The organism is Paraniabella aurantiaca, assembly GCF_050309965.1.
GTDB lineage: Bacteria > Bacteroidota > Bacteroidia > Chitinophagales > Chitinophagaceae > Niabella.
The window spans coordinates 219851-235133 of sequence record NZ_JBLOSY010000002.1 but is presented as its reverse complement, the minus strand read 5'-3'; the positions used below and the strand labels follow the sequence as shown (position 1 = coordinate 235133).

Genomic DNA, 15283 nt, shown 5'->3' with positions numbered 1-15283 from the left:
AGGGATGGCGCAATCTTAGTAATCGGCCAATGTTGAAGGAAGTTCGGAAAGTGCTATGCTAAGCTGCTCATCATTGGGTGCAATACCGTGCCATTTATGCGAGCCCATCATAAAGCTTACACCCTGCCCCATATTGGTATGCATTAAAATAACAACCGGCTTACCTCTGAAAGCCCTGCTCTTTGCAAATACTAATCCTTTCACTACTTCCTCCATGTTATTTCCCTCGAGTTCAATCACTTCCCATCCAAATGCCATCCATTTAGCTCTTAAATCGCCCAAAGACAATACATCGTTAGTGGAACCATCTATTTGCTGTCCGTTCACATCAATGGTAACAATCAGGTTATCTATCTTTTTGGCAGGGGCAAAAAGCGCGGCTTCCCAAATCTGGCCTTCCTGCAGTTCACCATCGCCATGCAATGAAAAAACCAGGCTGGTTTCATTTCTCCTTTTTTTTGTGATAGCCGCACCTATAGCTACCGAAAGGCCCTGACCTAATGAACCAGACGACATCCGTATACCCGGCAATCCTTCATGCGTGGTAGGGTGCCCCTGTAATCTTGAATTAATCTTCCTGAATGTGCTGAGTTCCGCAGGATCAAAATAACCGCTACGGGCCAGCACCGCGTATAATAGTGGCGATATATGCCCGTTGGATAGAAAAAATAAATCTTCATTCACTCCTTCCATGCTGAAAGAGGTATCATGATTCATTATTTTAAAATAAAGCGCCACTAAAAAATCTGTACAACCCAACGATCCGCCCGGATGGCCGGATTGACAACCATGGACCATGCGTACAATATCGCGCCTTACCTGAGTTGCCAGATCTTCTAAACCGGCAATTGAAAGTTCTTTACTCATTTGAAAATTGGTTAAAAAATTTAATTGATTCCGACCAGGATATGACTAAGCAGTATTGCCATGGGCAAAAATATGTATAATTAATCAAAAATGCAATCGGTTGCATTTGTTTTAATAATATTTCTTTTTAATTGAAAATTGCCAACCAGTATGTCGGCCTTTATTCAAGTCAGCAGAGCATCTTATTCAACAGCCATGCCTATTTCTGATGCCGTATGATTGGGCTAAAAATAAGCTATCCTTATTTTTTAAATTTTACTACTTGAGATTTAAATCGATTGCATTTTTAATGTACTTTTGATTTTCAATCGTTGATTGCATATGTTTCAATCGTTTTTACGCAATCGTAATGGGCCAGGGAATTTTCACTCTCTGGCCCGTATTTTTATAACGGATAAATTAACCGTTGGTGTATAAGACAACGTCGCCTCTGTTTTAAGAAGATAATAGACCTTATACTGCTTCCCGGGTTAAAATAAAAACAGCCCGTTACGGAACTAAGCTCTTGCTCCTGCCTTTAAATACATCCATTTAGAAAGGGTTTGAGTATTTTTACGGCTGAACTTTAAACAAATTAGAGATATTTAATGCTTACAGAAAAGAAAGCCCCGATAGACAAACTCGTACGTCCGATACAGCGATTTATTCAGCTGGAAAAATCAGGCGGTATTGTCCTGGGCATTAGTGTTGTGGTGGCACTTGTTTTAGCAAATTCGGGTTGGTCAGATGGCTATCATCATTTCCTTGAACATAAACTTGGTTTTAAATGGGATGGCCAGACTTTTTTTGAATATAACCTGCATCACTGGATTAATGACGGCCTGATGTCGGTTTTCTTCTTCGTGGTAGGCCTGGAGCTCAAACGGGAAATTATAGCAGGGCAATTATCAAATGTACGCAATGCCTTATTGCCCATTGGTGCTGCTTTGGGAGGTATGCTGGTGCCTGCGCTTATTTACCTGGCCTTTAACTACTCTGGTGATGCACACAGCGGTTGGGGAATTCCCATGGCAACAGATATTGCCTTTGCATTGGGTGTATTATTTCTGCTGGGCAAAAAAATTCCACTATCGCTTAAAATATTTTTAACTGCGTTAGCTATTGTAGATGATCTCGGCGCTGTTTTGGTTATTGCTCTTTTTTATACCTCGGATATTTCCCTGATGCATTTGGTTATTGGTGGCGGTGTATTACTGGCAATGTACCTCGGCAACAGGCTGGGGATACGCAGCATCCTGTTTTATGCGGTTCTTGGAATTGGTGGTGTATGGACAGAATTTCTACTCTCGGGAGTTCACGCTACAATAGCAGCAGTATTGGCTGCGTTTACAATACCTGCCGATGTAAAGATCAAAGAACAGCTCTTTACCGGGAAGATTCAAAAGTATCTTGAGGTATTTAAAGGGATAGATCCCAGCGATGACCAACCAACGCTTACCAACGAACAGCTTCATGTGGTAGAGCAGATTCAGAAAGCAACAGAGGCAGCCACGCCTCCCCTGCAACGTCTCGAACATGTAATGCACCGTTTAGTCACTTTTATCATCATACCCATATTTGCCCTGGCTAACGCGGGCGTTTCTTTGCAAATTGATATGGAAAGCCTTTTCAGCAATAATATCTTTTGGGGCGTATCGTTAGGATTATTAGTGGGGAAATTTGTCGGTGTAGTTGGTTTCACACTACTGATGATCCAGCTTAAAATAGCATCATTTCCCGAGGGCATGAACTTTAAAAACCTGCTGGGAGTAGGGCTTTTAGCGGCTATCGGGTTTACCATGTCGCTATTTATTACCTCACTCGCATTTAGCAACGAAGTATATATCACCCAGGCCAAGATGGGCATTTTTGCGGCATCTATTATGGGAGGTGTAGCCGGATACCTACTGCTGAAAGGAGGAAAGAATAAATAAGACCGATAGCAAGCACTGATGATAGTACCCAAAAATGAGGCTGCCTTTTATTACCTGTGCGCCTATTTTTAGTTTATAAATATAATATATCTATATAAACTACTTAATATCAATACAATAAAAAGGATTTTTAGATATTTGTTTTTTCTTATAAAAATTTTCCTATTTTTACCACTGGTGTTTTTCATAGGTTAGCAACGGCCTGTTCTGTCTAGAACCGGGCCTTTTTTTTAAGACCTGTTAAACAAGAGTAAAGCAGGCTATTGCTTATGTCCATTGCGGGCAAATCAACTGACGCCCCATTTTGAAAATTGATTGGCATTTGCAAAGCTGTTAAGCTGTGTATTATTATCTTTTTGTCCTTCGATCCAATACGCAGGTTGTATCGATATACATCATTTTTATTATAGCTTGTTTAGCCTGTAGGAAAGTTATCGCCGGCTATGATGTGCAAAATTCAATTGATGTTGATGCGTCCTTAACGCGAGATAAAAAGTAGTGCCTTTTCCATCCTGGCTTTCAGCCCATAGTTCTCCACCGTTCTGCCTTGCATACTCCCTGCCCAACATTAATCCTATACCATTTCCCTTTTCTTTGGCAGTCCCTTCTGTACTGGCACCGAAAGGGAAAAAAACCTGTTGCAGCTTTTCTAATGACATGCCAACCCCGCTATCCGTTACTTCCATTACCACAAAACCCTCCTGGCTTTCGCCGGAGGTGTTAATGGTAATCGTTCCGTCTGTACGGGAAAATTTTACTGCATTTGAGATCAGGTTTCGTACGATAAACTTAAAATGATCGAGGTCTGCATATACAGGCAGATTAACTGGAAGTGAGTTTACAACTTTAATACCTTTACCTCTTGTGGTGGCCCCGGCTAAACCAAGTTCTGCATTGATCAACTCAGTGCTGTTGAAGGTATTTGGGTTGATTGCAATCCCTTTAAAAAGTGATTTTCCCCAGTTCAAAAGACTCTGCAGCGTTACTGATGATGTATAGAACTTTTCTTCGATCCCATCCAGGATCAACTGCTGATCTTCGACCGATAAATTTCCCGACCTGTAAAGCTGTAATCCTGCATGTCCCATGTTAACGAAGTTGTTGAGATCGTGACCAATTACCGTAAACAGTTTGTCTTTTTCTATATCCAATGCCTCGAGAAGGCGGATACGACTGCGTGCCACCTGTAGTTGCCTGTACCTGTATATAATACATGCTATCAGCACAATAATCAGCACCAGCAAGGTTAGCCAAAGTAGTACCATAAATATTTCAATAATCAGATTTAAAGTTGGTGTATACATTACTCTCCTTTGACCGGTCGCTTCAACCCATAAATTTAGGTAATGTGTACTATTACATGCAGCCATAATGTGTAAAGTTCTCCCCAAGCTGCTGACAATCATAATGATCATTGTTAAAATATAGTACATATTTTTTATTCCCGATACACAGTTTTGGGCATCGATTGCCTGGACCAGCATCAAGATGAACAGTATTAGTCATTTCCAGGAAGCATTTCGTATTTAAGGCACGGTAATTGTTGCATCATGCTGAAGTTGAATGATTTATAATACTTCAAACCCTTCTTAAAATGACCTCCTGTTGAAACAGGAGGTATAAGCCCTCCCCCAGCAATCTTGCTGGGGGTTCGTATTAGCCCTACTAACACGCTCTTTAATATTTTTATGTGTTTCGATTAGATTTGCTGAGATGACAATATGTAACAGTCATCTAACGGAATTGGCCAGGTGGCAAAAAGCCGGATTTGACTTCAATGTTGCAATCATATAAAATACCGTGCCACAACTAATATATTTTGCTAATATACGTTAAACAGTACTTCAAGCTTGCAAAACAATTCATATTGCCTTGAATTTCTAATCGTATTCTAATATTATTAAAATATATAAAGTATTAACATCCTGGCTATAAACTTCGTGGAATAAAGGGATCATCTTCGAAAGCATGCAAATGATCCATCTGAAATAACGATAGATGCTTAGTGTTTCAGCCATACTGCCGGGTTGTGTCTGACAGTCCCATGTGGTACAATCAGTAGCCCTCCATTCGGTCATTTGCGGAAGAGCATGATGTAGATGAGAAAACCATCAGACAAATTGCTGAATCGAAAAATACGCTCTACAGAATTGGTTTGTACACTTTACATAAAATGGGCGTGGCCAGGGATTTAACGCCGGAAGATTTTTTAAGGTTGATTAAGAGGTAGAATAGTTGTCCTTTTTTATATTTTTCGCCGCAGCTGGCTATGTCACGAATCAAAGCCTGGATACAGAAAGGTGTCTTGTCCTAAGATAGCTATACACCAAACAAGTGTATATGGAATCAAATCAACCAACAAATTATGTTTCCAGATCTGACGGACAGTCACGTTATGACAAACGATTGATTTTAAAAATTGTAAAAGAAGTGGAAGAAGGATTGCCCAGAAAAGAAGCCATGCGAATTTATGGTTTTGGAGTATCCACCTTAAATATCTGGTTAAAAAAATATGGTTCAACAAATTATCATGAGCATATCAAGCGAAAAACATATACAAAACTTCAAAAACGCACCATTGTCAGTGCTATCGAGCAAAAACGAATGAGCGTCAAAGAAGCTCAGGATGCCTATAAAATCAATTCTTCAAGCACCATCAGGTCATGGCTTCATCAATATAAAGCAGAAAACGTAGAGATTTGTATAGAAAAGCATGAGTCCATGAGTAAAAAGAAAAAAAGTAAAGAAGTGTTACAAACAGCGGCTCTGCAAAAAGCATTGGAAGAGGCTGAGCTAAAGATAAAAGCGCTGAATACTTTAATTGATGTGGCCGAAGAACAATTAAAAATTGATATTAGAAAAAAGTCTGGTGCCAGGCAGTCATAAAAATGAAACAGGATCACCCGGATAAAGGGATGGTTGTGTTATGCAGACTGTTTGGCAAAACAAGACATGCTTATTACGATGCATTATGGCGCAAAGAAAACTGCCTGGTCAAAGAAGATGTTATTATCCAGGAAGTAATTAATATCCGCAAAGAATTACCGGCATTAGGTACCCGCAAACTTCATTACCTATTACAGCACAGGCTTGTTTCTCATAAAATCAGTATAGGAAGAGATTATCTTTTTGATTTATTGGCAGAGCACATGCTGTTGATCCGTCGTAGAAAAAGAAAAGTTATTACAACGGACTCAAGGCACTGGATGCGTAAATATGGCAACCTGATAAAGTCTGTGTCAATAACCAGGCCCGAACAAATCTGGGTCAGTGATATTACCTACATCCGTATAAGTAATCAATGGGGATATCTAAGTTTAATTACAGACGCTTATTCCAGGAAAATTATGGGCTACAGCTTCCGCAATGACCTGTCCGCTGAGGGGTGTATAGAAGCTTTAAAAATGGCTTTAAATAACAGAATATATAATGAGCAGCTTATCCATCATTCTGACAGAGGTTCTCAATATTGTTCCCATCAATATGTAAACCTGTTGCTGGAAAATAAAATAGCAATCAGCATGACTGAAAATGGCGATCCATATGAAAATGCATTGGCAGAACGAGTAAATGGAATAATAAAAACGGAATTTAATTTGTATAATAACCAGCTTGGTTTTGAGCAGACCAATTATGTTATCAATAAAAGTATCAATGCGTATAATAGCTTAAGGCCGCATGCCAGTTGCGACTACATGACCCCTGATCAAGCCCATTTTAAATCCGGAAAGATTAATAAAAGATGGAAGAACTATAACCAAAATTATAATTTTGAAAAAGCAACTGTATAGTCATTACAGGATTGAAAATTATATTCGTATAACTATATCAGGACTTATTATTTAACCTGTATAGCTAATTTAGGACGATACAAGGATACACGAACGATACAGCCAGGATACAGAAGCGATATACAAACGATATACAAAGGATACAGAAAGGATATAGCCAGGATACAGAAGCGATATACAAAACCTTCGCTAAAAAGCTTTGTTTCGCCGCAGTTGGTGATTGTCACCAACTGCATGTAGTACCACTTTAAATTAGTTATAAATGTTTGATGTAGCTTGAACGCTAATGTAACAACCTATCCATGCCTCAGTTGTATAGAAAAAGACACAACAACGGCAGCGCAAAACCTTCACCTAAATGACTGGTAAGAGGATGGATTTTAGTAATGCAAAAACTTAGTAAAAAGTTCTATTACAACTGCTGCACTTCTTTCGAAACTCCGGGCTGTTGTTCTTTAAACAATCCGGCAAAAAGCAGCAGGCATACCGTTGCCATTGCTGCCGGGGTTAACCACAGGTAGCGCCAATACCGGGTTCCCTCATAAGCCATAAGCGCGTCGGCTACAAAACCTGCGATCCAGAACCCAATCAGCATGCCGACGCCATACATTGCAACAGTGACCAGTCCCTGGGCGGAAGACCGGTATTGTTCACCAGCAATGTTATTGGTATAAATCTGTCCTACCACAAACATAAAATCATAACATATACCATGCAATACAATACCCAGGATCAGCATAAATGAAAGGTCCTGGCCGTTGCCATATGCAAACAAAAGATAACGTAATGCCCAGGCGGCAATACCCAGCAGGATCATTTTTTTATATCCCAGTCGGGCAAATAACAATGGGATCAATAAGAGGCACAGCGCCTCAGAAAGCTGTCCCAATGCCATTTTAGCGGTAGGATTGGGCAAACCCGTTGCCACCAGAAACGGGTTAGTGTGCTGGTAGTAAAATGAAATAGGTATACAGATAACGATGGCCGTCAGGAAGAAGATAAGAAAGCTCTTTTGACGTAATAGTTTCAGCGCTTGTAAACCCAGGGCATCCTGCCAATCAAATGACGATTGATTTTTCTTTAACGGTGGTGTAGCCGGCAGTAGGAAACAAAGCAAGCCCAGAACCGCAGAGCAGGATGCCCCCAACAAAAAGGTTTTGTGCAATGCCCCCGCGACAACCGCTTCTTTGGAATCCCAGTGAAACAGGTAGCTGATAGCAAAGCCTGCAACCACCCACCCTATTGTGCCAAAGATGCGTATGGATGGATATTGTTTTTGGGGATTGGTGAGATTTCTGAATGCTACCGAACTGGTGAGGGCCAGCGTAGACATATAACCAATAAAGTAAAGCAGCACATATGGATATATACCAGCAGCGCTATCGGCCCGGTACATCATCAGTAATAAACCGGCCCCTATCAAATGCAAAACACCCATTACACGCTCTGCATTAAAGTATCGGTCTGCTATAAAACCGATGAAGAACGGAGCCACCACCGCACCCAGTGACTGCGTTGAAAAAATGTTTGAAACCTCCAGCGCTGAAGCTCCCAGGTTGCTTTTTAAGTAAGTGCCCAGTGTAACGAACCAGGATCCTTTCATAAAAAATTCCAGGAACATCATCAGGGACAGTTGGAAACGTAACCGTAAAGTCATACAATATCCGGGGCTTTGCTTATCGTTAAAACTTCCAAGATAAGACAGTTTATTCATCTACTCAACAACCCGGACACACTGCTTACAATTATGCTTGATTTTTATAACTTCGTGCATGTTTTCAACTGAGTCAATACAGGATTTTTATCAACGCCATTCAGGCAGTACTATTCAATCTGAGGTTATTAATAATACCGGAGCAGGGCATTTTAATGTATTCCGTCGTGAAACCTGCAGCACCAAAACCAGTTATAGCCGGAGGGATTTTTATAAAGTGTCTTTTATTATCGGAACCGGCAAACTTCATTTTGCTGATAAATGGATTTATATTGACAGCCCTGCCCTATTATTCTCCAATCCATTGGTGCCCTACTCCTGGGAAGCAATATCCAGTGAGCAAACCGGTTGGTTCTGTTTATTTACCGAAGACTTTCTTCAGCACGACGAAAAGACCACAACCCTTTCTGACTCACCATTCTTTCGGATTGGAAGCAACCCGGTATACTTTCTTGATCAGCAACAGCAGGAGGAAGCCACCGGTTTTTTTCATAAGATGGAACAGGAAATGAGTTCAGATTATCTGCATAAATTCAATGTTTTAAGAAATTATATGCACCTGCTTATACACCTGGCTATGAAGAGCCGCAGGGAAGCGATCTTCGAAAGAAATATCAATGCCGGCACGAGAATCACCGAGCTTTTTTTTGAACTGATGGAAAGACAGTTTCCTATAGATGCTCCTGACCGTAAACTTGTGTTACGCAATCCTCAACAATATGCATATGCCCTTTCAATACATGTAAATCATCTAAACCGGGCAATAAAGCAAGCTACGGGCCGCACCACAACGGAGCATATTGCATCACGGATCACCAAGGAGGCGCGTGCGCTTCTGGTACATTCTGATTGGAATATAGCAGAAATTGCCTATAGCCTTGGCTTTGAATATGCTGCGCACTTCAGTAACTTCTATAAAAAGCATACAGGCCTAAGCCCTGTAGCACAGAGAAAAACCCTTGTTTGATTTTTGTAAGTATTGGTTTGATTCCGGTAATTCTGTTGTAAAGAGATCCATCTACTTTTGGGTAACAAAACAAAAGTACGATGAAATACAAAACACTTTCGGCAACCAACAACCGGGTTTCGGCAATTGGCCTGGGATGCATGGGTATGAGTTTTGCCTATGGCCCTGCTGATGAAAAAGAAAGCATAGCTACGCTTCAAAAAGCATTGGAACTGGGCATTAATTTTTGGGACACAGCAGACATGTACGCTAACGGTGCCAACGAGGAATTGATATCCAGGGTGCTGGTACCTAACAGGGAAAAAATTTTCATTGCCACCAAATTCGGGTTCAGGTTCCGCAATGGCATTGCCGGGCCCAGCGGCACAGCAAATACCTATTTTGACGGATCTCCTAAATGGATGAAAATAGCAGTAGAAGCCAGCCTTAAAAGGCTAAAAATTGAGACCATCGATCTTTATTATGCGCACCGTATTGATCCGGCCATCCCGGTGGAAGATATGGTAGGCGCAATGGCAGAACTGGTAAAGGAAGGGAAAGTCAGATACCTTGGCTTGAGCGAAGCATCGGCGTTGTCTATTCGTAAAGCACACGCAGTACACCCTATTACGGCCCTCCAGAGCGAATACTCCCTGCTAAGCCGCGACATTGAACAGGATATATTGCCTACGATACGGGAACTGGGCATCACCCTCGTTCCCTACTCGCCTTTGGCACGCGGCCTGTTTGCTAACATTAACGAATCAGACCAGCTCTCCGAAGGGGATTTCAGGCGCAGCTTACCTCGTTACCAGGAGGAGTTCCTGGACAACAACCGGAAACTTGCGGCCAGCCTGAACGCCATAGCAGCGAGCAAGGGTATTAAAGGAACACAATTGGCTCTTGCCTGGGTACTGGCACAGGGCGATGACATTGTTCCCATTCCCGGCACGAAGCGAGTGAACTACCTGTTGGAAAACGCAGCAGCTACAGAAATAGCACTTTCCAAAGAAGATTTGCAAAATATTGAAGACCTGCTGGCTCTTTATCCTAATACCGGTGAACGGTACAACGAAGGTTCCATGAAAATGGTGAACCGGTAAAAGAACCCGAAACCGACCATAGCAACCAGTAAAGCAACAATTTTACTGGTTGCCTGGTCATATTGTTCAGGCTGGCCATAATCTAAATATTGCTAATGAAGATTTATAAGTATCTCTTTACGCATTACCGCCTGCAGAAAAGATATGATAATAAACAGGTATCAATATTATTATTACCTATAGCTTACCGTTTCCTCCCAGCCAGTAGAGACACTGGTCAGGGCAATGCTGAGGTTTGTATCTCACAAACCAGTCGGATGCATTTCAGTAAAATTGATGCCGGTTTGTTATCAGACTCACTTTAAATTCAAGCAGTCTTTTAAGGTAATATGCGTTGCGTTATGTTCCTGGATTTACCATCAACTGTCAGGGTAAGCCGAAGGGATCTGTTTTCATAATCGTTTTCTGAATGCTCTTTTAATGTTACTACCGGCGGCTTTTGACCACTGAAAGGATACAATACCGTAACAAATGTTTGGGCTGCGGCTCCCTGTTTGTTTTTTTCAAAAGCAAATGCCGGACGCGTCAGTTCCTGCCGATAGGAATAGGATACTTTGCCTTCTTCTTCCTCTAATGAAACAGGGCCGGTACTCAGGTTCTGGATCAATAAATTATTCCCGTCGTTAAAAGTGGTGTAAACCCTTTGTTGTTGCCTGTCAAAAACAGGGTTACTTTTTTCCTTAAGCAGAAAGTGAACACCAACAGTACCCTTAGCTTCACCTACAGCACGGTCAATAATTATAAAATATTTCTGATCCACAAATAATACGGTTCGCTGATGAGCGAGCTGGCTGTAGCTTGGATTGGTATAGCTGAGTACATCCAGATCTTTTTTAGTTTTCCATTGCTGCTGAACCGCTTTTGTGATCACCATATTCTCATTATTCAGTGTTAAGGTACTATGTACGCGGCTCTGCCGATACCAATCGCGCAGCTTCATGATGGTTGAATCACCGGCGTATACATAACATCCTGCATCTGGTGTAAAGTTGCGGCCCTTTACCCAAAGCTCAAAAGTTCCATTATCGGGCTGGGCATGGAAAGCGCCGGGCGGACTGGCTTTTAGTACCATTACCGTAGCATCTGTATTCCACCCATTCCTGAATGTATAAAAACCGGAAGTAGTTAAGCCATGTGAAAGATAAGACGGAGCTTTACCTTTTTTGCCATCCGTTGCATAATACCGGATCACTTCATTACCAGGAAAAGCTTTAGCCCAGCTCGCATACGACTTCAACATGGATGACTTATCTACCAGCTTTGCATCACTAAATACGGGATAAGTATAATCAGGAAAAGAAAAATTGATCGTTGCCAGGATCATTTTCTCTACTGTTTCCTTATAGCTGGATGGAAACAACTGATCCATACCGGCCTTTTGTGCAGAGCGAAGCGCACTTAAAAACGTATTGATCATAGCCACATGGTAGTTGGGCGACAGCTCCCACTGTACGCCATCAGGGTACACCTGCTTCTTTATTTCATCGTTCAGAATAGCAACACCTCCATCTCTCCAGCTTGCTGAGTTTTTGAATTCGGGAAAAGAAACCCCGGCAAATAAAACGCGCTGCGCCTCAAAAAGCCGGTGATTCCCCCTGTCTGCGTAATTATGCGATAAATAGTCTGCCTGTTGTTGATAATTTACCAAAAACTCCATCAGGAAAGCCGGCGTGAAATGGCGGGAATGTACAAAAATATTAAAGGAAGGCGCGAGATTCAGGATCCGGTCCGACACTTCTAATGGACGCCAGGCATATTTATCGTTGTCCTTTGACAACCCCAGCGGATTCTTCCGGGCCCAGTCGCCAAACTGCAACATCCACTCCTTTGCATAACGCTCATCTTTAGTAGCCCTGTATACCAGTGCCATTGATTGCCACCATTTCACCCGGTGTAATTGCCAACGCACTTCGTTATCTTTTACCGGCCAGTATTGCCAGTTAATATCCTTACCATAGTTAAAAAAGCCATAGCCTTTATGAGGCTGAAACCGGTGCTGCAACGCACTGTCAGCGGCAGCCTGAGCAGATTTGGCAACCGGCTGATTTAACTCAATCTCTTCTTCAGCAGCACTAAAATCGGGCTCTTTGCTCTTGTTCCGGTAATAGGCGAGCAGCGTAATAGCCGCCTCTTGGTAATTACCGGATTGTACCTGCGCTTTTACTTTTTCAAGACCGGGATAATTGAGATTAATTTCATTGAAACTTTCTTTGGCTATATGCTGCTGGGCATGGGACAAAACACTAATGATCAGCATGGCTAATAGCAGGAAATACCTTGTTTGCTTCATTGTACTTTTATTCTAAAGCCCGCCACAGCAGTAGCTGTGGCGGGCTTCGATTATTAATTTAATGCTATAATTCTTATATCATCATGATAAGCAATACCTGTTATATTGTCGGGCACACCATATACACCCCATTTGGCGTATCCAAATTTTCCACCTCCATTTACAGTAGTATCGCCGGTATAAGTTCTTATATTTTCAATTGAAGAACTTTGCGTATAGCCCGATTGCCCCGGAAGCTTGTTATAGGTTTTGATATACCCCGTATTATCCATGGTCCATTTTACATCTATTCTAAAATGCATCCACTGATTGGCATAATCCATATAGTTGGTTACAAGCGTAGCAGTTGATGCGTCGGCCCTACGTATTTGTATGGAGTTTCTTTGCAAACGGACCATTACCGGTACGTAGGCACTGCTATTGCTAACACGGCACTGGAATATATTAGAGCGGGTAGCGCTTTCTGCGCTGGTCCAGGCCGGCCAATCCTTCAGGAGCACGCTAAATTCGTAACGCCGCTCCTGCCCCGGGGTAAATTGCGTGTAAGTTAGAAACCGGGCGGTGGTTTCGCTTCTCCAATTACCATCAGAATAATAGGCAGAATCGCCATATACTACTTTATGAGCTATGGCATAATTACCGGTAGCGCCGGGGCTTACCATGTAAGCAGCATCCGGCGCGGACGCATCACTACCCGGAAGTCCCGGGATGCCGGAGTCAGTGGTTCCACTTTCGTAAGTTACATTTAAAATAGTGTCGCCTGCCGTAACCGACCTTGCAGTTGTTTGAAGGCTTGCCTGCCCCTTCAGCGTATTGTTTTTTGTACAGGATGATGCTCCTGCAAGCAGCACGGCAACTGCCGCAACCGGAACGGAAAGTAATCGTTTATTCATGTTGATTGTTTTAAACTAACCTTCAATAAATTAAAACACCTGTGCTATGCGGTAAGGTCTTATTGCAATGGCAGTGCAATTTTCTTCAGCGCAGCATATTTTTTCAACGCCTCCAGGTAATAATAATCTGCATAATTCAACGGCGTATCAATTTCTGAGTTGTAGAGAAATGCCCCCACACTATGCTTCAGGAGAAAATAATGATTATCACCGGGTGCAGCCAGAAAATCGGGAGATGATAGCGCTTCTAATATATCTTCAGCATAATCAGCATATATTTTACCGTCTTTTACTTTAGTGCTCAGGTCTAACAAACCACAGGCGATAACAGCAGCTGCAGAAGCATCACGGGGGGCACGTCCGTCGGCATCCAATGCATTGTGTGCATCAAAGTCCCAAACCGGGATCTTATTTTTCGGCATTCTCGGGTGCGTCATAATAAAGCGGGCAATATGCTGTGCCTGTTGTAAAAACCGCGCATCGCCACTATTATTATAACACATAATATAACCATAAAGACCCCAGGCCTGACCTCTTGCCCAGGCCGATTCGTCGGTAAGACCCTGGTGCGTTTCTTTACCGCGTACTTTGCCTGTAACCGGGTCATAGTCCACAACGTGGTACGAACTGTAGTCTTTTCTAAAATGATGCTTCATCGTTGTAAGCGCATGCGTATTGGCAACCTGGCTGTATACCGGCTTTTTGAATTGGGTGCCTGCCCAGTACAGGTATTCCAGGTTCATCATATTATCGATGATCACAGGAAACTTCCAATCACCGAAATCCCAGGACCGGATGACACCTGTTTTAGGGCTGAATCGCTGATAAAGATGTTGGGCGCCGTCTTCCAAAACCGGTAAATACATTTTATCACCGGTAATGCGCCAGGCATTTCCGTAAGAACAATAGAGCATAAACCCCAGATCATGGGTTTTGGTGACATAACGGATAGAGTCTAGGGCCAGCGTGAACTTTCGGGCTGAGGTAGCCAGGTCTTTATTGCCGGTTAATTCATACCCATACCAAAGCGATCCCGGGAAAAAGCCGGTGGTCCAGTCGGTATAGGGAGCGGTACGCACCGTACCATTTGGATTTACGGACCGGGGGTTTAAGCCTGGCGTGAAGGTTGCTGCGGCTCCTTTCAGCTGCTGTTCAATAACTGAAACCGACTGACGGAACCAGTTCTTTGATGGGGCTGATTGCGCATAAAGTTGGGTAGCAGCAAAAAAAGAAAGGCCTGAAACAATGGCATAAAATCGTCTTTTCATGTGTTTTATCTTTTCTTAAGTGTGTGCTGTAAAAATAGATTTCACCCCAAGCAAACCCTTTCAATATGGAGTTTAATATTTTAAAACTGGATGAAATTTGAAAAAAGAATATCAAAACAAGATCAACGGGGTGCAAACATTTTGCAATGACATTGTTTTGCAACATAATTGATAATCAATAACATAAAATAAAAAATCTTATAAAAATCCACAAACAACCTGAAAAATAACCCAAATCGAAAAAAGAAAAACCCATTTTTAAAGCCTTCCGTAAAACTGCATTCTATATTTATGAGGTCTAAAGCAGCAATTTGTGCCGGTTGATTTTTTCAAACAATAAAACGCCCGTACTTAAACTTAACCTCACGACAGTTTGTCGCATTTAAATTTTGAGTACCGGTCAATTGAATCAAAAGCCAACTAGCTAATAACAAAAACTGTTTATGAGAATTGACATTAACGTTAAAATGTATATTATGCCATTTGTTACAACGGTCG

Annotated in this window: 11 protein-coding genes; 5 read left to right on the top strand and 6 right to left on the bottom strand. The window is 42.0% G+C overall.

Features of this window, described 5'->3' with window-relative positions; genetic code table 11:
* Window positions 1-15: 15 nt before the first annotated feature.
* Window positions 16-867 carry a transketolase gene (locus tag ACLOAU_RS15740; RefSeq protein ID WP_427862852.1) on the bottom strand — a complete coding sequence of 284 codons (852 nt, stop codon included), beginning with the start codon at window positions 865-867 and terminating at the stop codon, window positions 16-18.
* Window positions 868-1454: 587 nt separating this feature from the next.
* On the opposite strand from ACLOAU_RS15740, the gene nhaA reads away from it, so the two are divergent.
* Window positions 1455-2780 (top strand): Na+/H+ antiporter NhaA, encoded by a 1326-nt coding sequence (gene nhaA, locus ACLOAU_RS15735; RefSeq protein ID WP_427862851.1) that lies wholly within the window; start codon window positions 1455-1457, stop codon window positions 2778-2780.
* Between the two features lie 431 nt (window positions 2781-3211).
* On the opposite strand, the gene ACLOAU_RS15730 is transcribed toward nhaA, so the two are convergent.
* Window positions 3212-4084, bottom strand: a complete 873-nt coding sequence (locus ACLOAU_RS15730; protein ID WP_427862850.1) for a sensor histidine kinase — start codon at window positions 4082-4084, stop codon at window positions 3212-3214.
* A 1036-nt stretch (window positions 4085-5120) separates the two neighbouring features.
* Here ACLOAU_RS15730 and ACLOAU_RS15725 point away from each other — a divergent pair.
* Together ACLOAU_RS15725 and ACLOAU_RS15720 are read left to right on the top strand one after the other, a co-directional pair.
* Entirely contained in the window at window positions 5121-5666 is a 546-nt protein-coding gene (locus ACLOAU_RS15725; protein ID WP_427861403.1) for a hypothetical protein, read from the top strand.
* A 2-nt stretch (window positions 5667-5668) separates the two neighbouring features.
* The gene (locus ACLOAU_RS15720) at window positions 5669-6571 is read left to right on the top strand and encodes an IS3 family transposase (protein ID WP_427861404.1); all 903 of its coding nucleotides are present in this window, start codon (window positions 5669-5671) and stop codon (window positions 6569-6571) included.
* A gap of 412 nt (window positions 6572-6983) precedes the next feature.
* Here the strand turns inward: ACLOAU_RS15720 and ACLOAU_RS15715 are convergent, their stop codons facing one another.
* The gene (locus tag ACLOAU_RS15715) at window positions 6984-8228 is read right to left on the bottom strand and encodes an MFS transporter (RefSeq protein ID WP_427862849.1); all 1245 of its coding nucleotides are present in this window, start codon (window positions 8226-8228) and stop codon (window positions 6984-6986) included.
* 115 nt (window positions 8229-8343) lie between these two features.
* Here ACLOAU_RS15715 and ACLOAU_RS15710 point away from each other — a divergent pair, with 115 nt between their 5' ends.
* Both ACLOAU_RS15710 and ACLOAU_RS15705 read left to right on the top strand, forming a co-directional pair.
* Window positions 8344-9252, top strand: coding sequence for a helix-turn-helix domain-containing protein (locus ACLOAU_RS15710; protein WP_427862848.1), 909 nt, complete (start codon window positions 8344-8346; stop codon window positions 9250-9252).
* Between the two features lie 80 nt (window positions 9253-9332).
* Window positions 9333-10334, top strand: a complete 1002-nt coding sequence (locus ACLOAU_RS15705) for an aldo/keto reductase (RefSeq protein WP_427862847.1) — start codon at window positions 9333-9335, stop codon at window positions 10332-10334.
* 319 nt (window positions 10335-10653) lie between these two features.
* On the opposite strand, the gene hepC is transcribed toward ACLOAU_RS15705, so the two are convergent.
* Genes hepC through ACLOAU_RS15690 form a run of 3 tightly spaced genes read right to left on the bottom strand, consistent with a single transcriptional unit; the run spans window position 10654 to window position 14785 of the window.
* Window positions 10654-12624, bottom strand: a complete 1971-nt coding sequence (hepC, locus tag ACLOAU_RS15700) for a heparin-sulfate lyase HepC (RefSeq protein ID WP_427862846.1) — start codon at window positions 12622-12624, stop codon at window positions 10654-10656.
* A gap of 53 nt (window positions 12625-12677) precedes the next feature.
* A complete protein-coding gene (locus tag ACLOAU_RS15695) occupies window positions 12678-13517 on the bottom strand; it encodes a heparin lyase I family protein (protein ID WP_427862845.1) in 840 nt (279 codons plus the stop codon).
* A gap of 59 nt (window positions 13518-13576) precedes the next feature.
* A complete protein-coding gene (locus ACLOAU_RS15690) occupies window positions 13577-14785 on the bottom strand; it encodes a glucuronyl hydrolase (RefSeq protein ID WP_427862844.1) in 1209 nt (402 codons plus the stop codon).
* Between the last annotated feature and the right edge of the window lie 498 nt (window positions 14786-15283).

What these genes read in the sequence shown, in the direction of transcription:
- ACLOAU_RS15740 (WP_427862852.1), bottom strand. Translation starts at nt 867, where the DNA reads ATGAGTAAAGAACTTTCAATTGCCGGTTTAGAAGATCTGGCAACTCAG.
- nhaA (WP_427862851.1), top strand. Translation starts at nt 1,455, where the DNA reads ATGCTTACAGAAAAGAAAGCCCCGATAGACAAACTCGTACGTCCGATA.
- ACLOAU_RS15730 (WP_427862850.1), bottom strand. Translation starts at nt 4,084, where the DNA reads ATGTATACACCAACTTTAAATCTGATTATTGAAATATTTATGGTACTA.
- ACLOAU_RS15725 (WP_427861403.1), top strand. Translation starts at nt 5,121, where the DNA reads ATGGAATCAAATCAACCAACAAATTATGTTTCCAGATCTGACGGACAG.
- ACLOAU_RS15720 (WP_427861404.1), top strand. Translation starts at nt 5,669, where the DNA reads ATGAAACAGGATCACCCGGATAAAGGGATGGTTGTGTTATGCAGACTG.
- ACLOAU_RS15715 (WP_427862849.1), bottom strand. Translation starts at nt 8,228, where the DNA reads ATGACTTTACGGTTACGTTTCCAACTGTCCCTGATGATGTTCCTGGAA.
- ACLOAU_RS15710 (WP_427862848.1), top strand. Translation starts at nt 8,344, where the DNA reads ATGTTTTCAACTGAGTCAATACAGGATTTTTATCAACGCCATTCAGGC.
- ACLOAU_RS15705 (WP_427862847.1), top strand. Translation starts at nt 9,333, where the DNA reads ATGAAATACAAAACACTTTCGGCAACCAACAACCGGGTTTCGGCAATT.
- hepC (WP_427862846.1), bottom strand. Translation starts at nt 12,624, where the DNA reads ATGAAGCAAACAAGGTATTTCCTGCTATTAGCCATGCTGATCATTAGT.
- ACLOAU_RS15695 (WP_427862845.1), bottom strand. Translation starts at nt 13,517, where the DNA reads ATGAATAAACGATTACTTTCCGTTCCGGTTGCGGCAGTTGCCGTGCTG.
- ACLOAU_RS15690 (WP_427862844.1), bottom strand. Translation starts at nt 14,785, where the DNA reads ATGAAAAGACGATTTTATGCCATTGTTTCAGGCCTTTCTTTTTTTGCT.